General features: G+C 69.6%; 13 protein-coding genes. 8 read left to right on the plus strand and 5 right to left on the minus strand.

Annotation, left to right across the window (positions count from 1 at the left end; all coding sequences use genetic code 11):
- The first annotated feature begins 983 nt into the window (after positions 1–983).
- The gene (locus AB0B89_RS25980; RefSeq protein ID WP_358557924.1) at positions 984–2,765 is read left to right on the plus strand and encodes a chaplin family protein; all 1,782 of its coding nucleotides are present in this window, start codon (positions 984–986) and stop codon (positions 2,763–2,765) included.
- A 232-nt stretch (positions 2,766–2,997) separates the two neighbouring features.
- Here AB0B89_RS25980 and AB0B89_RS25985 read toward each other — a convergent pair whose 3' ends face one another.
- On the minus strand, positions 2,998–3,183 hold the full coding sequence (locus tag AB0B89_RS25985) for a DUF5703 family protein (RefSeq protein WP_358557927.1): 186 nt from the start codon (positions 3,181–3,183) through the stop codon (positions 2,998–3,000).
- A gap of 220 nt (positions 3,184–3,403) precedes the next feature.
- On the opposite strand from AB0B89_RS25985, the gene topA reads away from it, so the two are divergent.
- The gene (gene topA / locus AB0B89_RS25990) at positions 3,404–6,052 is read left to right on the plus strand and encodes a type I DNA topoisomerase (RefSeq protein WP_358557930.1); all 2,649 of its coding nucleotides are present in this window, start codon (positions 3,404–3,406) and stop codon (positions 6,050–6,052) included.
- Between the two features lie 121 nt (positions 6,053–6,173).
- Here the strand turns inward: topA and efeB are convergent, their stop codons facing one another.
- From efeB to efeU, 3 genes are all read right to left on the minus strand, one after another.
- Positions 6,174–7,424, minus strand: coding sequence for an iron uptake transporter deferrochelatase/peroxidase subunit (gene efeB, locus AB0B89_RS25995; protein ID WP_358557934.1), 1,251 nt, complete (start codon positions 7,422–7,424; stop codon positions 6,174–6,176).
- Between the two features lie 76 nt (positions 7,425–7,500).
- Positions 7,501–8,640 carry an iron uptake system protein EfeO gene (efeO, locus tag AB0B89_RS26000; RefSeq protein ID WP_358557937.1) on the minus strand — a complete coding sequence of 380 codons (1,140 nt, stop codon included), beginning with the start codon at positions 8,638–8,640 and terminating at the stop codon, positions 7,501–7,503.
- 60 nt (positions 8,641–8,700) lie between these two features.
- Complete coding sequence (efeU, locus tag AB0B89_RS26005; RefSeq protein ID WP_358557940.1) at positions 8,701–9,552, minus strand: iron uptake transporter permease EfeU; 852 nt, start codon at positions 9,550–9,552, stop codon at positions 8,701–8,703.
- Positions 9,553–9,909: 357 nt separating this feature from the next.
- Between efeU and tmk the strand changes: the two genes are divergently transcribed.
- The 5 genes from tmk (at position 9,910) to AB0B89_RS26030 (ending at position 16,553) form a co-directional block, all read left to right on the plus strand.
- Entirely contained in the window at positions 9,910–11,970 is a 2,061-nt protein-coding gene (tmk, locus tag AB0B89_RS26010) for a dTMP kinase (RefSeq protein ID WP_358557943.1), read from the plus strand.
- 10 nt (positions 11,971–11,980) lie between these two features.
- On the plus strand, positions 11,981–13,168 hold the full coding sequence (locus tag AB0B89_RS26015; RefSeq protein WP_358557946.1) for a DNA polymerase III subunit delta': 1,188 nt from the start codon (positions 11,981–11,983) through the stop codon (positions 13,166–13,168).
- Positions 13,169–13,352: 184 nt separating this feature from the next.
- A complete protein-coding gene (gene ricT / locus AB0B89_RS26020; RefSeq protein WP_358557961.1) occupies positions 13,353–14,189 on the plus strand; it encodes a regulatory iron-sulfur-containing complex subunit RicT in 837 nt (278 codons plus the stop codon).
- 137 nt (positions 14,190–14,326) lie between these two features.
- Positions 14,327–15,847: an alpha/beta hydrolase gene (locus AB0B89_RS26025; protein ID WP_358557949.1), complete on the plus strand. Its 1,521-nt coding sequence runs from the start codon at positions 14,327–14,329 to the stop codon at positions 15,845–15,847.
- 142 nt (positions 15,848–15,989) lie between these two features.
- Positions 15,990–16,553: a phosphotransferase gene (locus tag AB0B89_RS26030; RefSeq protein WP_358557952.1), complete on the plus strand. Its 564-nt coding sequence runs from the start codon at positions 15,990–15,992 to the stop codon at positions 16,551–16,553.
- A gap of 4 nt (positions 16,554–16,557) precedes the next feature.
- On the opposite strand, the gene AB0B89_RS26035 is transcribed toward AB0B89_RS26030, so the two are convergent.
- The gene (locus tag AB0B89_RS26035; RefSeq protein ID WP_358557955.1) at positions 16,558–17,514 is read right to left on the minus strand and encodes a winged helix-turn-helix domain-containing protein; all 957 of its coding nucleotides are present in this window, start codon (positions 17,512–17,514) and stop codon (positions 16,558–16,560) included.
- 174 nt (positions 17,515–17,688) lie between these two features.
- Here AB0B89_RS26035 and AB0B89_RS26040 point away from each other — a divergent pair, with 174 nt between their 5' ends.
- Positions 17,689–18,003 (plus strand): hypothetical protein, encoded by a 315-nt coding sequence (locus AB0B89_RS26040; protein ID WP_358557958.1) that lies wholly within the window; start codon positions 17,689–17,691, stop codon positions 18,001–18,003.
- Positions 18,004–18,466: the final 463 nt, after the last annotated feature.

Below are 18,466 nucleotides of genomic sequence, written 5' to 3' on the forward strand. Positions count from 1 at the left end.
GGCCGCCATCCCGCAGTACGAGTACGACCTGGATAAGGCCAGGCAGGAGCTCGCCCAGTCCTCGGTGCCCGGCGGGTTCACCGCCACCAGGCGATCGTGACGCGGGAAAACCGGATGGCACGGTTCGTGGCCGGCTCCCGGTTCGGTCGTCTGCTGGCCATCGGCGGCCTGATCGCCGCCGGCTGGCTCCTGAGCGTTCTCTTCGCCTGTCTAGGCGCCTCTCCCGCGGTCGCGGATGCCCACATCCCCGCGGGTCGCGCGCCGGCTGTCGAAGCCTCTAAAACGATCAGGGTCGGCCAGTCCGACGCCGCGAAGGCCGCCAAGGCCGGAGCGGCGGGTCATTCCGTCTCCACACCCCCTCATGTCGCTGCCGGGTCGGCCTTGGCCGGCGGTTTCCCCACGGTCAGCGACAGCGCCCTGGCAGACGCCGGGGCGATGGCCGGGCGGACCGTCGACGGGCTCACCAGCCAGTCGAAGCCCGCTCGTCCCGCACCATCCACCGCCGACCACTCAGCCGGGGACAATGGCTTCGTTCCCCGGGGTGGTGGCTCCGGTCCGTACGGGCCGGGTCTCGGGGATGTCGCGAGGTCTGTTTTCGACCCGCGGCTCATGGTCGCGCCCGTCCTTACGGCGAGTGCGCCCGCCCCTGTCGTCCGCACCGCAGCGGATGACCCTTCTTTCTCTCCCGACTGATCCCGCCTCTGTACCGGCCCCGACCTGAGCTGTCCGGCCGGTAGCGGAGCGCGCTGCCGATCTCTTCCCCCCGGGAGTGACCTGTGCCGTCTCCGCGCGGGTGACACGTCATTTCCAGTCTCGCGACGACCTCGGGCTCCACCGTGCGGCTGTGCGGCCTCTCATGTGGCTTCCCCTTGTGCTCTTCGCGGTCTGTCAGGAACTCCCCCCAAGAAATCACCAAGGAGCGATCTGTTATGCGAACGTGGGCGAAGGGCTCCGCTCCCGCAGCTCTTCTTGCGGTAGGCGTCATGGCTCTCAGCAGTGGTACGGCTCTGGCCGACACCTCCGGCAGCGGTTCGGTGGGCGGCGGCAACCAGATCAACCTGCCGATCAACATCCCCATCGACATCAGCGGCAACGCCGTCGCCGTGGCGGGCGAGTCGTCGGCCTCGTCCCGTGGCGGCTCGTCCGTCCAGGGCGGCTCCGGCGCGGGCGGCATCCAGGGCAGCACCTCCGGGCACGGCAGCGTGCTGGGCGGCAACCAGGTGAACGCGCCGATCAGCGCCCCCGTCAACGCCTGTGGCAACGCCGTCTCCCTGGTCGGGCGGTCCGACGCCGGCTGCCAGGGCGGCGCGACCGTGAGAAACGGCGGCGGAGGTGGTGGCGCTGGCGGCAACCTCACCGACGGGCGCCACAGCGTCCTCGGCGGCAACCAGATCGTCGCTCCGATCAACGCTCCGATCAACGCCTGCGGCAACGCGGTCGCGGTCATCGGCGAGGCCACCGCGGGCTGCCGGGGTGGTGCGTCGGTCCAGAACGGCGGCGGCGGGCGGGGCGCGGGTGGCAACCGTACGTCCGGTCACTCCTCCGTCCTCGGCGGCAACCAGATCGTCGCTCCGATCACCGCTCCGATCAACATCTGCGGCAACTCCGTCGCCGTGCTCGGTGAGGCGTTCTCCGGGTGCCGTGGCGGCGCGCACGTCAAGGGTGGCGGTGGCGGCAACGGCTACAACGGGAACGGCCCGCGACGCGGCCCCGGGGCAGGCGGCAACCTCACCGACGGGCGCCACAGCATCCTCGGCGGCAACCAGATCATCGCCCCGATCACGGCGCCGATCAACGTCTGCGGCAACGCCGTCGGCAACGGCAGCGCGGGCTGCGAGGGCGGCATCAGCGTCCCGCCCGCCGGTCGTGGGGGCGGCGCGGGTGGCAACCGCACGTCCGGGCACTCCTCGGTGCTCGGGGGCAACCAGATCGTCGCTCCGATCACGGCGCCGATCAACGTGTGCGGCAACTCCGTCGCCGTGCTCGGTGAGGCGTTCTCCGGGTGCCGTGGCGGCGCTTCGGTGAAGGGCGGCGGGGGTCGCGGCGCGGGCGGCAACCTCACCGACGGGCGCCACAGCATCCTCGGCGGCAACCAGATCGTCGCCCCGATCACGGCGCCGATCAACGTCTGCGGCAACGCGGTGGCCGTCCTCGGCGACGCCGCGGCGGGTTGCCTGGGCGGCGCTCACGCGGGCGGCGGCAACGGCGGCAACGGCGGTCAGGGAGGGTACGGTCACTGGGCGCGCAGCTCGGGCCAGGTTTCCGGCGCCAGGCCAGCCGGTCACGGTCTGCTCTCCGAGACGCCCCTCCTTTCGGCCCTCCAGGGAGAGCGCGCGGCGGGCGACCTGACCCGTCAGTCCGGCGGCACGGGCGACCTGAACCGACGGTCCGGTGAGGCGAGTGAGCTGACGCGCGGGTCCGGTGAGGCGCTTCCGGTCGGCGGGCTGGGGAAGGCGCTCGGCCTGCCCGAGCTCCCGGCGACGCCGGGCCGCGCCGATGGGGTCCAGAAGCCGCAGGCGCCCGCGGCCGACAGCCCGCTCGGGCCCGTGGGCAAGGTTCTTTCCGGTACCCCGGCCTCCGGCGTCGTCAACGGCTCGATGACCCGCGACCTGCCGGTCAACACGGGCCTGATGAGCGCCGAGCAGCCGCTGGGTGTCACGGGCATGAACGCCGGCTCGCTGGCGGCCCTTCTCGTGGGCGCCCTGTTCGCCGTCTCGGCCACCCTGTTCGCCGGCACTCGTCGTCTCCGCCTGCGCCGGAAGTGAGCCGACTAGCTGTGGCTCCAGATCGTTCGCCGTGACCCAACGGCCGATCGCAGACCCTCCGCCGTGATATCACGGCGGAGCCATAGACGCTTCGCCGCCGCGAGAACGGCCGCGGTCCTGGGCCGCTGAGCTGGACTCGCGCGGCGAAGCACAGATGCTTTGCCCGTTCCGGGGGCGCGGCCCGGAGCGGGCAAAGCCATGTCCGGGGGGGTTACAGTGGGGCCGACGGAGATTACAGTGTGCTGGCCACTCGTAGGATCTTGCGGCGCAGCCGTACGTACCGACGGCCATCGGGATACAGCCGCAGGAGGTCCAGCTCCCAATGTCCGTATTCGGCATGCTCAGTAAGAACCCTGCGGGCGGTTTCCCGCGTGGTCCCGCGCGGGAGGTACAGGTCCAAATAGGAGTACTCGAGCACAGCGGTTAGTCTCCGAAGGGTGTGCAAGGGGACGCTGGCACTCTCTGGGCTCTATTCTGCGTCCTCGTGGGTATCGGGTCCAGGTAGGTGAACACCGGTAAGTGACCGGGTAGTCCGACGGGTTACCTTCATGCCTGTGACGGATCAACCGGGGCGCCGCCTAGGCGCTTCGTGCGTGATCGGCAGGAGAACGACAGCGAACAGCGAGGTAGGAAGCAGCGTGCCAGCCAACAACGGCAACGCCGGCGGAACCCGCCTGGTGATCGTCGAGTCGCCCGCGAAGGCGAAGACGATCGCCGGGTACCTCGGGCGCGGCTATATCGTGGAGTCCAGCATCGGCCATATTCGGGATTTGCCCGAAAAGGCCGACGACATCCCCGAGAGGTACAAGGGCGAGGCATGGGCCCGCCTCGGGGTCAACGTGGACCACGAGTTCGAGCCTCTCTACGTTGTCAACCCGGACAAGAAATCGCAGGTGTCCAAGCTCAAGCAGCTTCTCAAGGACGCCGACGAGCTCTATCTCGCCACTGACGAGGACCGCGAGGGCGAGGCGATCGCCTGGCACCTGCAGGAGGTGCTGAAGCCCAAGGTCCCCGTGCACCGCATGGTGTTCCACGAGATCACGCCCCAGGCCATCCGCGAGGCGGTCTCTAACCCGCGTGCCCTGAACCTCCGCCTGGTCGACGCGCAGGAGACCCGCCGCATCCTCGACAGGCTCTACGGCTACGAGGTCAGCCCGGTCCTGTGGAAGAAGGTCAAGCCCCGCCTGTCGGCCGGCCGCGTCCAGTCGGTGGCCACGAGGCTGGTCGTCGAGCGCGAGCGCGAGCGCATCGCGTTCACCTCGGCCGATTACTGGGACCTTCAGGCGCTCTTCGACACCGGCCGCGACGAGGACCCGAGGTCCTTCAACGCGACCCTGACCGGCGTGGACGGCCGCAGGGTCGCGCAGGGCCGCGACTTCGCCAGCACCGGCACGATCAAGAGCCCCGAGACCCTCCACCTCGACGAGCAGGCCGCACGCGCCCTGGCGCAGCGCCTGGAGGGCTCCGCCTATTCGGTCACGTCGGTCGAGAGCAAGCCGTACACACGCAAGCCGTACGCTCCCTTTCGGACGACGACCCTGCAGCAGGAGGCCAGCCGGAAGCTCGGCTTCTCCGCCAAGTACACGATGCAGGTCGCGCAGAAGCTGTACGAGAACGGCTTCATCACCTACATGCGTACCGACAGCACGACGCTGTCCGAGACGGCGCTGACCGCCGCCAGGAACCAGGCCGTGCGGCTGTACGGCTCGGAGTACGTCCCGGACAAGCCCAGGGTGTACGCGAGCAAGGTCAAGAACGCCCAGGAGGCTCACGAGGCCATCAGGCCCTCTGGGGACGAGTTCCGCACGCCCGGCGAGACCGGCCTCACCCAGGACATGTTCCGGCTGTACGAGCTGATCTGGCAGCGCACGGTGGCCTCCCAGATGAAGGACGCCGTCGGCGAGTCGGTCAGCGTGCGCATCGGCGGCACCTCCAGCACCGGCGAGAACGTCGAGTTCAGCGCCTCCGGCCGCACGATCACGTTCTACGGCTTCCTGAAGGCGTACGTGGAGGGGGCGGACGACCCCTCGACCGCCCGTGACGACTCGGTGAGCCGGCTCCCCAACCTCGGCCAGGGCGACCCGCTGGCGGCCCTGGAGCTGGCGGCCGAGGGCCACTCGACCCGCCCGCCGTCCCGCTTCACCGAGGCGTCGCTGGTCAAGGAGCTGGAGGATCGCGAGATCGGCCGCCCGTCGACGTACGCGTCGATCATCGGCACGATCCTCGACCGGGGATACGTCTTCAAGAAGGGCACGGCGCTGGTGCCGTCCTTCCTGGCGTTCGCCGTGGTCAACCTGCTCGAACGGCACTTCGGCAACCTCGTCGACTACGACTTCACCGCCGAGATGGAGAAGGTACTCGACGACATCGCCAACGCCAGGGCCGAGCGGGTGCCCGAGCTGCGCCGGTTCTACTACGGCGAGCAGGGCGACGACGGCCTCAAGGAGCTGGTGAGCGACCTCGGGGACATCGACGCCCGCGAGATCAGCTCGTTCCCGATCAAGGGCACCGACATCGTGATCCGCGTCGGGCGGTACGGCCCCTACCTCGACCGCGACGGGGCACGCGTCAACGTCCCCGAGGACCTCGCGCCCGACGAGCTCACGGCCGAGAAGGCCGAGGAGCTGTTCAGCCAGCCGAGCGGCGAGCGTGAGCTGGGGGCCGACCCGGCCACCGGGCACATGATCGTGGCCAAGACCGGGCGTTTCGGGCCGTACGTGACCGAGTTGCTGCCCGAGGAGGAGCCTCCCGCCGACGGCAAGAAGAAGACCAAGAAGGTCGCGGCCAAGCCGCGTACGAGCTCCCTGCTCAAGTCGATGTCGCTGGACACCGTGTCGCTGGACGACGCGCTCAAGCTGCTGTCCTTGCCCCGAGTGCTGGGGGAGGTCGACGGCGAGGAGGTCACCGCGCAGAACGGCAGGTTCGGGCCGTACATCAAGAAGGGCACCGACTCACGCTCGCTGGCCTCGGAAGAGGAGCTCTTCACGGTCACGATCGAGCAGGCCAAGGAGCTGTTCGCCCAGCCCAAGCAGCGGGGACGGGGCCGTGCGGCCGCCGCCCCGCCGCTGCGGGAGCTCGGCGTGGACCCGGTCTCCAAGAAGCCGGTCGTGGTCAAGGAGGGCCGTTTCGGGCCATACGCGACCGACGGCGAGACCAACGCGTCGCTGCGCAAGGAAGACTCCGTGGAGGAGATCACGATCGAGCGCGCCGCCGAGCTCCTCGCGGAGCGCCGCGCCCGCGGCCCGGCGCCGAAGCGCCCGCGCGCGAAGGCCGGCGCGAAGTCCTGACGCCCGTCTGAGGACGCCTCACGCTCGATGTGAGGCGTCCTCAGACGCGTTGAGAGCCTCCCAGCCCGGCGTCGTCGGCAGGCACGTAGAGATGTACGTCCTCAGGGGCGTCGTCGAGCGCTCAGGCGAACAGGGTCCGGCCCCAGTAGTCGCCGGCGTCGCGGAGTCCCGGCGGGCAGGCGAACAGGCCGCTGGAGACGTGCTTGATGTACTCGTTCAGGGAGTCCTTGCGGGCCAGCTCCATCTGGATGGGGACGAACTGCTTGTGCGGGTCCCGCTGGTAGGCGATGAAGAACAGCCCGGCGTCGAGCCGTCCGAGCCCGTCGGAGCCGTCCACGTAGTTGTAGCCCCGCCGGAGCAGGTGGGCGTTCCCGTGCGTCGAGGGGTGCGCGAGCCGTACGTGGGAGTCCATCGCGATGACCGGGGCGCCTTCGGGGTCCTTGGCGGCGAAGTCGAGCTGGTCGAACTCGTGCTTCTTGCCGAGCGGCGCGCCCTCGCCCTTGTCGCGGCCGAAGATCTGCTGCTGCTCGGACAGGGAGGTCCTGTCCCAGGTCTCGATGTTCATGCGGATCTTGCGCGTGACCATGTAGCTGCCGCCGTCCATCCACGCGGGCCCGTCCCCGGGTGCGGCCCACAGCTGCTGCCTGAGCAGGGCGGCGTCTTCGAGCTTGAGGTTGTTGGTGCCGTCCTTGAAGCCCATCAGGTTGCGCGGGGTGGCCTGCGCGCGCGAGGTCGAGGACGTACGGCCGAAGCCGAGCTGCGACCAGCGGATCGACACCTTGCCGAAGCCGATCCTCGCCAGGTTGCGTACCGCGTGCACCGCGACCTGCGGGTCGTGGGCGCAGGCCTGGACGCAGATGTCGCCGCCGGAGATCTCGGCGAGGAGGTCCTCGCCGGGGAACTTCGGCAGGTCGGCCAGGGCGGCGGGTCTCTTGCTCGCGAGCCCGAAGCGGGCGTCGAAGAGCGACGGCCCGAAGCCGATGGTGATGGTGAGCCCGGAGGCGGGCAGGCCGAGCGCCTCGCCGGTGTCGTCCGGCGGGGCCTCGATCGCGCCGCCGACGGCGCCGAACGTCCCCGCGTCCTTGCCCTGGGTCATCCGAGCCGCCGCCGCGGTCCACTCCTGGAGCAGGTCGACCAGCTCGGCGCGCTTCTTGGTGATGACGTCGAAGCTGACGAAGTGCAGGCGGTCCTGGGCGGGGGTGACGATGCCGGCCTGGTGCTCGCCGTAGAACGGCACGGGATCGGAGGCGGAGGCCGCGGCGGCGGGCGCCGCGCCCTCCAGCACGGAGTGGGTGGCGAATGCCCCCACACCGACGGCGGCCACGCCGGCCGCCCCCATCCCGAACAGCCTGCGGCGGTTGATCTGCGTCACTTCGCCTCCTCGCCCGTTTGCGGTCTCGAACCTGCGGCCCTGCCCGTACGCGGTCCCGCGGTGGGACGGGGCCGGCTCACTGGGCCACCACTGCGGCCACCTTGCTGATCGGCTCCGCGAGGGCGTTGATGGCATCGGACAGTTCCTTGAGGTCGGCCTTGGACAGCTCGGTGTGGAGCTTCCAGCCGTCGCCCGACCTGTGCTTGGCCAGGGTGTCCTCGGCCGCCGCGAACTTCTCGTCCAGCGTCTTGGCGAGGTCGGGGGCGCGCTCGTCCAGGACCGGGCGAAGGGCGGAGACCGCCGCCTGCGACCCTTCGAGGTTGGCGGCGAAGTCCCACAGGTCGGTGTGCGAGTAGCGGTCCTCCTCGCCGGTGATCTTGCCGGTGGCGACCTCGTCGAGGAGCTCCTTGGCGCCGCTCGCCAGCTTGAGGGGGGCGACCTTCTCCGTGATCGACCTCGCGACGATCTCCTTCACGTCGGCCATCAGCTTGTCCGCGATCGGACCGTCCTTGCTGATGTCCTTCGTGACCCACAGGTCCTTTTCGATCTTGTGGAATCCGGTCCACTCCTCGCCCTTGGCCAGATCGCCCTCGCGGGCGTCGATGGCGGGGTCGAGGTCGCCGAAGCTCTCGGCGACGGGCTCGATGCGCTCCCAGTACGTGCGGGCGATCGGGAACAGCGCCTTGGCCTTGTCGATGTCGCCAGCCTTGACGGCGTCCACGAACTCCTGGGTCTTGACCAGCAGGGTTTCGCTCTGGCTCTTCACGTACCGCTGGTAGTCGGTGGTCGCCTTGGCGAGCTTGGCGTCGTCGGTGAGCGGTACGGCCGCGCCGGTGACCTTCAGCGGGTTGCGGATGCCCTTGCCGATCATGCCGGGCTTGCAGGCCGCCTCGTACGCGCCCGCGGGCAGCTCGATGAGGACCTCGCGGGTGAGCCCGGGGACGATGTTCTCCACCTCGCCCATGACGCGGTCACCGGCGGCGTACACGTAGAACTCGGTGACCTTGCTGCCCCCGTTGGTGACGGAGAACGTCGAGGTGCCGGCGGGCAGGGCGGCCGTGGAGACCTTGCAGTCGGTGTCGGAGGCGGCGACTGTGATCTTGCCGGGCTTGCCGGAGGACTGGGCGGCCGTGTCATCCCCGCCGCTCGTCGACGAGCAGGCGGTGAGCCCCGCCAGGGCCAGCGCGCCTGCGGTGAGGGCAAGGGGGGTACGCATGGTTCTCCAGTTCGGGTCGACCGGGGTCGCATCTATCGAGGTCATGAGGGAGGAAAGGGGTCAGGAGGAGGTGGACGCGGCGGCCGCGGACGGCGCGCGTGAGGCGCCGGGTCCCTTGCGGGAAGGCACGATGAACAGCAACAGCACCGGCACGAGGTAGGCCACCCAGGCGATGGTCTCCAGGATGCTGGGCTGCGGGGTGAAGTTGAAGATGCCGCTGAGCAGGGTCGTGTACCAGGCGTCGGGCGGCAGGGCGCTCGTCAGGTCGAAGGCCGGAGTGTCCAGCACACGGACCACGCCGGCCTCGATGAGGTCGTGCACGCCGTACTTGAAGATGCCCGCGGCCACCACGATCAGCAGCAGGCCGGTCCAGGTGAAGAACTTGCCGAGGTTGATGCGCAGCGCGCTCGCGTACAGCGCCCAGCCGAGCGCGATCGAGGTGGCGAGGCCGAGGGAGATGCCGATGAGCGGGGTGGAGCTGGTGGTCGCGCCCTGGGCGGCGGCGAAGAACAGCAGCGCGGTCTCCAGCCCCTCGCGCGCCACCGCGAGGAAGGCCATGACGACGACGGCCCCGGCGCCGAGGTTCAGCGCGTCGCTGAGCTTCGCGCGCAGGTCGCCGGACAGGCGCCGGGCGGCCGTACGCATCCAGAAGATCATGAAGGTGACGAACACCGTTGCGGCGAGCGACGCGATCGCGTCGAACAGCTCGTGCTGGCGCGAGTCGAGCTGTGCGGCGGTGAAGGTGAGCAGCGCGCCGAACGAGACCGACAGGGCCACGGCCGCGGCGACCCCGATCCACACGAGCGGCAGCCTGTCGCGGCGGTCGCTCTTCACCAGGAAGGCGACAAGGATGGAGACGACAAGGGTCGCTTCGAGGCCCTCTCTCAGACCGATGAGGTAACTCGCGAACACTGTGGTCTCCCTGATGCTTGCCTTAGCCTTGCCTAAATTAGGACAGGGTTACCTTATCGTTGGCAAGAGGGTGGCCTGTAGTGGGCACCGTCTTTGTCGCGATTCCTCGCGTCCGGGTTACTTTCGGGGTGTCGCCAGGCACAGGGCCGTCGCCCCTCTGGTGACCGCTGGGTGGTCTTCGCCGGCAAGGTTGTCCGCTTCGGGCGTCCCGCCAATGCGGGATCAATCTGACCTTTCCCTGCATGTCGCCTGCGAGAGGCGCCGGGTAGGTAATACGCTCGGGAGAGGAGCGGGCAGGCGATTCGGTCCTGCCTTCGATCCGCCCCAGCCCAGCGAGCACCTGGATACGCTGACATCATGACCACCTCCGGCCGGTCCGCTACGCGTCGTAAATCCCCGCACGTGCTGGCGAACGCACCATTTCGTCGGCTCTGGACGGCCATGGCGGTCTGCAGCCTGGGCGACTGGCTGAACATCATCGCGATCACGGCCTTCGCCGCGTACCTCACCAGGAACTCCGGCTACCAGGCGCAGAGCCTCGCCATCGGCGGCGTCTTCGTCGTCAAGATGCTGCCCGCCGTCGTGCTCGGGCCGCTCGCCGGCGCGTTCGCCGACCGGTTCGACCGGCGGCTCACGATGTTCTTCAGCGACCTGCTGCGGTTCGCCCTAGTGCTGTCGATCCCGCTGGTCAACAGCTACCAGTGGATCATCGTCGCCACGTTCCTCGTCGAGTGCGTGAACCTCTTCTGGGTGCCCGCCAAGGACGCGACCGTGCCCAACCTGGTGCCCAAAGAGCGGCTGGAGGAGGCCAACCAGCTCAACCTGCTGGTGACGTACGGCACGGCGCCGGTCGCCGCGGCGCTGTTCGCGGTGATCTCGGTGGTCGTCGAGGTGCTGGGCAAGGCCGTCCCGAGCATGGCCTGGGAGCCCGCGCATCCGGCGCTGGTCATCAACGCCCTGGCCTATCTGATCTCCGCGTTCCTGATCTTCACGCTCAAGAGCATCCCCAAGGGGCACACCACCCGGGTCTCCACGCCGTCGATGCTCAGGCAGATCGTCGAGGGCTGGCGGTACGTCGGCGCCAACCGCATGGTCCGCGGCCTGGTCATCGGCATGCTGGGGGCGTTCGCGGCGGGCGGCGCGGTCATCGGCATCGCCAAGGTGTACGTGGTCACGCTCGGCGGCGGGGACGCCGCGTACGGCATGGTCTTCGCCGCGGTGTTCGTCGGCATGGCCCTCGGCATCTTCTTCGGCCCCCGCCTGCTGAGCGAGCTGTCGCGGCGGCGCCTGTTCGGGCTCGCGATCATCACGGCCGGCATCGTGCTCGCCGCCACCGCGCTCATCCACAACCTGGTGATCGTGGTCATGCTGGTCGTCGTGCTCGGCGCGTGCGCGGGCATCGCGTGGATCATCGGGTACACGCTGATCGGCCTGGAAGTCGAAGACGGCATGCGCGGCCGCACGTTCTCCTTCCTGCAGTCGCTCGCCCGGGTCACCCTCCTCCTCGTGGTCGCCGTCGCCCCCGCCCTCGCCGGCCTGTTCGGCAAGCACCGGTTCACGATCGGCGCCGGGGTGGCCTACAACTTCGACGGCCCCAACCTCGTCATGCTGATCGGCGCCATCGTGGCGGTCGCCGTCGGCGTGCTCGCCCTGCGGCACATGGACGACCGGCGCCACGTGCCCATCGGGTCCGACCTGATGGCCGCCCTGCGCGGCGAGCGGTTCGTGCCCGAGACCGCCGAGCAGTCGCGCGGCCTGTTCATCGCCTTCGAGGGCGGCGAGGGGTCGGGCAAGACGACCCAGTCGCGGCTGGCCGCCATCTGGCTGCGCGACCAGGGCTTCGACGTCGTCCAGACCCGCGAGCCCGGCTCGACCAAGATCGGCATGCGGCTCCGGGCCATCCTGCTGGACGCCGCCCACCAGGGGCTTTCCGCCCGCGCCGAGACGTTGCTGTACGCGGCCGACCGCGCCGAGCACGTCGAGAAGGTCATCAGGCCCGCGCTCTACCGGGGGGCGATGGTCACCTGTGACCGGTACGTCGACTCCTCGCTGGCCTACCAGGGTGCCGGACGGGAACTGGAGGCGCAGGACGTCGCCAAGGTGAACTCCTGGGCCACGGGCGCGCTGGTGCCCGATCTCACCGTGCTGATCGACGTGCCGCCGTCGGTCGGGCTCGCCAGGCTGGGCTCGCCCGCCGACCGCATCGAGTCCGAGCCCCTGGAGTTCCACGAGCGGGTCCGCCGTGAGTTCCGGGCGCTGGCCGCCGCCGACCCCGACCGCTACCTGGTCGTCGACGGCCTCCAGACCCAGGAGGAGATCTCCCGGCTGATCCAGGACCGCGTCCGGGAGATCCTTCCCGATCCCGTCCCGCAGGAGACCGAGGCCATCACCGGCACGATGCCCGCCATCCGCGACTAACCTGGCCTGCGTGACAGTCTTCGACGACCTGGTGGGCCAGGAGCAGGCGGCGGCCGTGCTCCAGCGTGCCGCGGAGGCCGGTGCCGAGGCACTCGCGGGAGGGCGCGGCGCGGGCATGACCCACGCCTGGCTGTTCACGGGCCCGCCCGGATCGGGGCGCTCCGAGGCCGCTCAGGCCTTCGCCGCGGCCCTGCTCTGCCCCGACGGAGGCTGCGGCCACTGCGACCTGTGCCACCAGGTGAGCGTAGGCTCCCATCCCGACGTCGAGGTGGTACGTCCGCAGGGGTTGTCGTACAGCGTCAAGCAGACACGCGAGCTGGTGCTGCGGGCCTCGGGCGCTCCGACGCTCGGGCGGTGGCGGGTCATGCTGTTCGAGGACGCCGACCGGGCCACGGAGGCCGCCGCGAACGCCCTGCTCAAGGCCATCGAGGAGCCTCCGCCGCGCACGGTGTGGCTGCTGTGCTCGCCCTCTCCCGACGACATGGTGATCACCATCCGGTCGCGGTGCCGGGTCGTCACCCTGCGCACCCCGGCCACGGCGGCGATCGCCCACGTGCTGGCCACGCGCGACAACGTGCCGCCGGAGATGGCGCTGTTCGCCGCTCGGGCCACGCAGGGGCACGTCGGCCGGGCGCGACGGCTCGCCCTGGACGAGGAGGTACGCCGCCGCCGCGAGGCGGTGCTGTCGCTGCCGCGCTCGCTGACCGGCGTCGGCGAGTGCGTCGACGCCGCCGAGCGCCTGGTCAAGACCTCGTCGGAGGACGCGGAGGAGGCGACCACCCACCTCAACGAGTCCGAGACGACCGAGCTGCGCAAGATCTACGGCGAGGGGTCCACGGGCAAGGGGCTCAACAGGGGGCTCGTCCGCGGCGGAGCGGGCGCGATGAAGGACCTGGAGGACAAGCAGAAGTCACGGGCCACCCGCATCAAGCGCGACTCGCTCGACGTGGCGCTGCTCGACCTGGTCGCGTTCTACCGTGACGTGCTCGCCGTGCAGTTCGGGGCCCAAGTCGAGCTGTCCACCGAAGATCGCGGCCCGGACCTCGCCGCGCTGGCGCGATCGAGCTCGCCGGAGGACACCCTGCGGCGGATCGACGCGCTCATGCTCTGCCGCGAGCGTCTGGCCGCCAACGTGAACCCCCAGATCGCCGTCGAGGCGATGACCGTCTCCCTCTGGCGGCCAGGTTCGATGATCTGACGCCCATCCCCTGGCGGCTCCGCTCCTCGGGCGGCACGCTGGTGGCCGGTGTGGCGCCGGGGCGGGTATTGCCTTTCGGAAGCGATGTACGCGTAATGTGGGGCCCAAGCGCGCATCGGTTCGCGAGTGCGGTTGTGCGCGAGCGTGAGCCGTACCGGCGAGGAGGCTGAGGCGTTCCGTGGGCATGATCATGGCCGTGAGCTTCGCTCGCTACGGGAGGCTCTACTACCTCGATCCGGGCGGCCACAGTCCCAAGGTCGGCGACAAGGTGCTGGTCCCGACCGACGCCGGGCCCGAGGTGGCCGAGTGCGTGTGGGCGCCGCAGTGGGTCAGCGAGGACATCGACGGCCTGCCGGTCTGCGAGGGCATCGCCGACGAGGAGCACCTCGGCCGTGACGAGGGGAACCGTCGCCGGCGCGCCGAGGCCCGCAGCGTGTCCAAGCGCCTGATCAAGCGGCACGAGCTGCCCATGAAGATCGTCGGCGTCGACTACCTCGACGCCGACAACGTCTACACGGTGTACTTCTCCGCTCCGCACCGGGTCGACTTCCGCGCGCTCGTCCGGGACCTGGCCCGCAACCTGAGGGCCAGGGTCGAGTTACGGCAGATCGGGCCGCGTGACGAGGCGCGGTTGCAGGGCGGCATCGGCCCCTGCGGCCGTGACCTGTGCTGCGCGACCTTCCTCAAGGACTTCGAGCCCGTGTCGGTCCGCATGGCCAAGGACCAGGATCTCCCGGTCAATCCGCTGCGCATCGCCGGAGCCTGCGGGCGTCTGATGTGCTGCCTGAAGTACGAACACCCCTTGTACCAGGAGTTCCGCGCATCGGCGCCGCGCGTGGGGGTCGCGGTGGACACACCCGAAGGCCCGGGAACCGTCGTCGGGCACAATGTGCCTTCCGACTCGGTCGTGGTGCGGTTGAACGACGGGGGTCGCCGGTGCGCCTGCTCGCGAGCGAGCGTGTGCGCACCCCGCCTGCAGCACGATGCGAAGTACGGTGGGCAGGAATCCACTGAGGAGTGAAATCCCAGGTGGGCGGGGTAGTAACTAAGCGCCGCGTGGGTGATCAACCGGCCGGCGTTCCACAACGGGGGATAGGTGGTCGGCGCATGATGCGCTTTTCAGGCGCTAGCCGTACGGCTACCGCTCTTGTCGCGGCGATGCTGATCGCCTCGGGGTGCTCCGCCAAGGGAAACGCGGACCATCCGAGGGACGGATCGTCACCGGTCGATCCCCCGGCCGGCGCCGCCGCCACCCAGGCGCCCTCGGAGGCGCTCGCGCCCTTCTACACCCAGAAGATCGCCTGGACGCCCTGCAAGGACAACTTCCAGTGCGGTCACCTGAACGTCCCGCTCGACTACGCCAACCCCGGGGGCGAGCAGATCAAGATCAGCGTGGTGCGGCTCCCGGCCACGGGCGGCGAGCGCGTCGGCTCGATCCTGCTCAACCCGGGAGGGCCCGGGGGGTCCGGCATCGAGTACGCCCGCGCCGCCAAGACCGTGCTGAGCCCGGCCGTCCTGTCCCGGTTCGACACCGTGGGCTTCGACCCGCGAGGCGTCGGCGAGTCCTCGCCCGTCCGCTGCCTCACCGGTGCGCAACTGGACAAGTTCATCGGGCTCGACGGCACGCCCGACAACCCCGCCGAGGTCGCCGCGCTGGCGAGGGGGGCCAAGGAGTTCGCGGAGGGGTGCGAGGCCAAGTCGGCCAAGCTCCTGCCGCACGTCGGCACAGCCGACGCCGCTCGCGACATGGACGTCCTGCGGGCCGCCCTCGGCGACCAGGGACTGACCTACCTGGGCAAGTCGTACGGCACGTACCTGGGCGCGGTCTACGCGGACCTGTTCCCGAAGAAGGTCCGCGCCTTGGTGCTCGACGGGGCCATCGACCCCGCTCTCGCGCCGGTGCCGGACGTCAACGCCGCCCAGGCGCGCGGTTTCGAGGTGGCCTTCCGCTCGTTCCTGGACGACTGCTTCAAGGAGTCCTCGTGCCCGTTCTCCTCCAGGAACACCGACATGGCGCTGACGCAGCTCACGAACCTGTTGCAGGCCACCGACCAGCAGCCGCTGCGTAACAACACCGGCGACAGCCGCAAGATCGACGAGTCCTGGACGACGCTCGGCATCGTCACCGCGCTCTACGACAAGCGTTCGTGGCCGGTCCTGCGGGCCGCCCTCGGCCAGGCGTTCCGCGGCGACGGCACGACGTTGCTGAAGCTGGCCGACATCCTGGTCGACCGGCACCAGGACGGGACGTACTCCAACCAGACCGAGGCCAACATGGCCGTCAACTGCCTCGACCATCCGTACCCGCACAAGATCTCCGCGTACGAGGACGCCGCGCGGGCGGCGCAGAAGGAGTCGCCGCACTTCGGGGCGTACGTCATGTGGGGCTCGCTGCCGTGCGAATACTGGCCGGTCAAGCCGACGGGCACCAACAAGCCCCTCAAGGCCGCCGGTTCGCCCCCTATCATGGTCGTCGGCACCCAACGCGACCCGGCCACGCCGTACGAATGGGCGAAGTCCCTGGCCTCGGAGCTGAGCTCCGGCGTCCTGCTCAGCTACGACGGCGACGGCCACACCGCCTACCGCACCGGCTCCACCTGCATCGACGACGCCGTAGACCGCTACCTGGTCTCCTTGTCACCCCCGAGCAACGGCACCCTCTGCCCCAAGGTGACGTAGTTCAGGAGGGCGCGACCTGCGGACATTCCAGCGCCCCGGATGATCGGGGCCATCGACGACGGGGACTGGGTGGCACTGGCCTTCGAGCACATCGACGGCATCGAACCCGCGCAACCCCTGGACCACTTCCGAGCTGAGGCGAGTGCTCGCGCGGCTTACGGGCCTCGCGCAGAGGCCGACCCCCACGCCTGTGCCACTGTCGCACGAGCATCCCCGGCTGGGCGGATGGGCCGACGTCGCCGCGGATCGTGAACTACTGGGACTACTGCCGGAGCGGTCCCGGTGGGCGGCGGACAACCTGGCGCTACTCGTCAGCGCCGAACAGGAAGGGCATCGGTTCGCATACGGCGAATCCCTTGTTCACTTCGACCTGTTCCCGCACAACATCCTGCTTACCGACGACCACGTCTGGTTCGTCGACTGGCCCCACGCCAGGCTCGGCTCGCCGATCATCGACCTTGTCATCCTGCTGTCCAGCGTCGCGGCCGACCGCATCGATCCCGACCCTTTCCTCCAGGAGCACCCGATTGCCGCGGGACTCCCCCCACGCGCCGTCGACGGTGTCATCGCCGCCCATGCCGGCGCGTTCCTCGGCAGCGCCCTCCGCCCGGCACCGCCGGGACTGGAACCGATCGTCCAGACCAAACGCACGATCGGCCTGGCCACTCTCACCTGGCTCCAACAGCGTCTCGCCCGACGCGGCTGAACGTTCAGCCGGCGGCGGAGTCGCCGTCCAGCAGGGTCGAGCCTAGAGGGGTCAACGCGTGGAGGACCGCGCTGCCCATCCGGGTGGTCGCGATCAGTCCGGCGTTGCGCAGCACGGTCGTGTGCTCACTGGCGGACGCGCGGGAGATGGCGAGCCGTTCGGCCAAGGCGCTGGTCGTGGCCGGGTGCCGCAATGTGGCCAGGACGGCCGCCCGGGTGCGCCCGAGCAGGGGGCCGAGCGCGTCCCTCGCGGTGGCCGGCCGATCTCCGGCATACATCGGGTACACCAGTACGGCGGAGCGGCCGGGCCGGTACATGAAGAGGGGGCCGGGGGCGAAGTACGACGGGACCAGCAGCAGGCCGTACCCGCACAGCTGGACATCGTGTTCGCCCTGCATCTGGACATGCAGGACCGGTAGTTCCCAGCGGCAGTAAGCGCTCAGGGTCGCGAGCAGAGCGTCGTTTCCGCCGCGCAGCAGCGTCTCGGCGCGCAGGGCCCGGTCGGCGGCGGCCGTGTCGCGGATCAGCGGCCACCATGGCGCCAGCGATGAGGAGAAGTAGCCGTGCAGGTCGCCGGCGAAAGTCTGCCACGCGCCGGCTTCGCCGGAGGCCAATTCGCGTCTCCACGATCCGCCCACGCACAGGGAAAGCCGGGTCAGATCGGCTGCGAGCTGCTCGGCGGGGGTCTGCCTGGCCAGTTCCAGACCTGTGGACAGGTCGGCCGCGTCCGGCTGGAGAAGGAAGTCCGGCATGAATCCATGCGGGGGGACCACGTCCATCAGTGCTCCAGCGCGCCCCGTCAGGCTGCCGTTCACCAACCGGCGCCATTCCCGGACCTCCGGTCGTGACCAGCCCATGCTGGACGGCCCGCGTACGCTCAGGGCCGCTTCCTGCAACGCGTTCGGGGCTGGAGCGAAGGTGATCCGGCACAGATCGGCGGCGGTGAAGTGCAGGCGCATCATGTCGACTGATTCTTCTCCATATTTCCTTACTGGGAAGGCCTTTCGGTCAGGACCGAAACATGTTGTGGTTCCGTTCTGGCCGCGAAAGGCTCTGTCCGGAGGAGTACTTCTCCAGGCATCGGAGATGCGTTGAAGAACCTCATGCGTGCACTTCAGGACTATTGGAGGAATGCCATGCGCACTGTCATTCACCGACGGCTCGCGGGGGCGGCCGTCGCGGCCACGGCCCTTGTGGCGTCGGCCCTCTTCGCCGCGCCCGTGTCGGCGTCGGTGACCGCCGGATCGAGTATGAAGGTGTCGGCCCAGGTCACGGCCAACACGTGTGGCCTGCCGACCTCTGCCCGCCCGAACAGCAGCTTCATTGAGTCGTTCCCCGACTGCAACGACTGCAAGAAGATGGCGGCCTACGATCAGAAGACGTTCGGCGGCATTTTCTACTGCACTTACAACCCGCGCAACGGGCTGACCGACGAGCACCGCCAATACTGACCTTCCCGGCCGTAGGGCGAGCCCGGCTCCCTCTAGGGGGAGCCGGGCTCGGCGTCCTTTTCGTGAGCCATTGACGGGAACGGCGGCGAAGGTCGTCGGGATGGGGCGGCGGAACACCTTGGGGCGAAACACTTGCCGTGATCGGAATGTTTCAGACAGTTCATCTTGACGATTCCACAAACGTCGATGAAGCTGCTATTCGAGAGAGCGCTCTCTTGCGTGTTGCCGATCCGTCGCGCGCCTGCTCGGCCCTGCGTCCCTGGGCCGGCGCGTCTGGCGTCGTGCGCTGATCCCCGTCCACGTCAGGAGCTGCTATGCCACTGATGTCCCCCCCATCCCGTTCCGTGATCCAACGAGGGAGGCCCGCTTCCCTGATGGCCTTGCTGGCCGCCGTCGTGGTCGCGGTGATCAGCGGCATAGCCAGCTACGTGCTGCTGTCCAAGCAGCGAGACGCGGTGAGTGA

Origin of the sequence: Sphaerisporangium sp. NPDC049002 (assembly GCF_040649355.1) — a bacterium.
In the GTDB taxonomy this organism is placed as follows: Bacteria; Actinomycetota; Actinomycetes; order Streptosporangiales; family Streptosporangiaceae; genus Sphaerisporangium.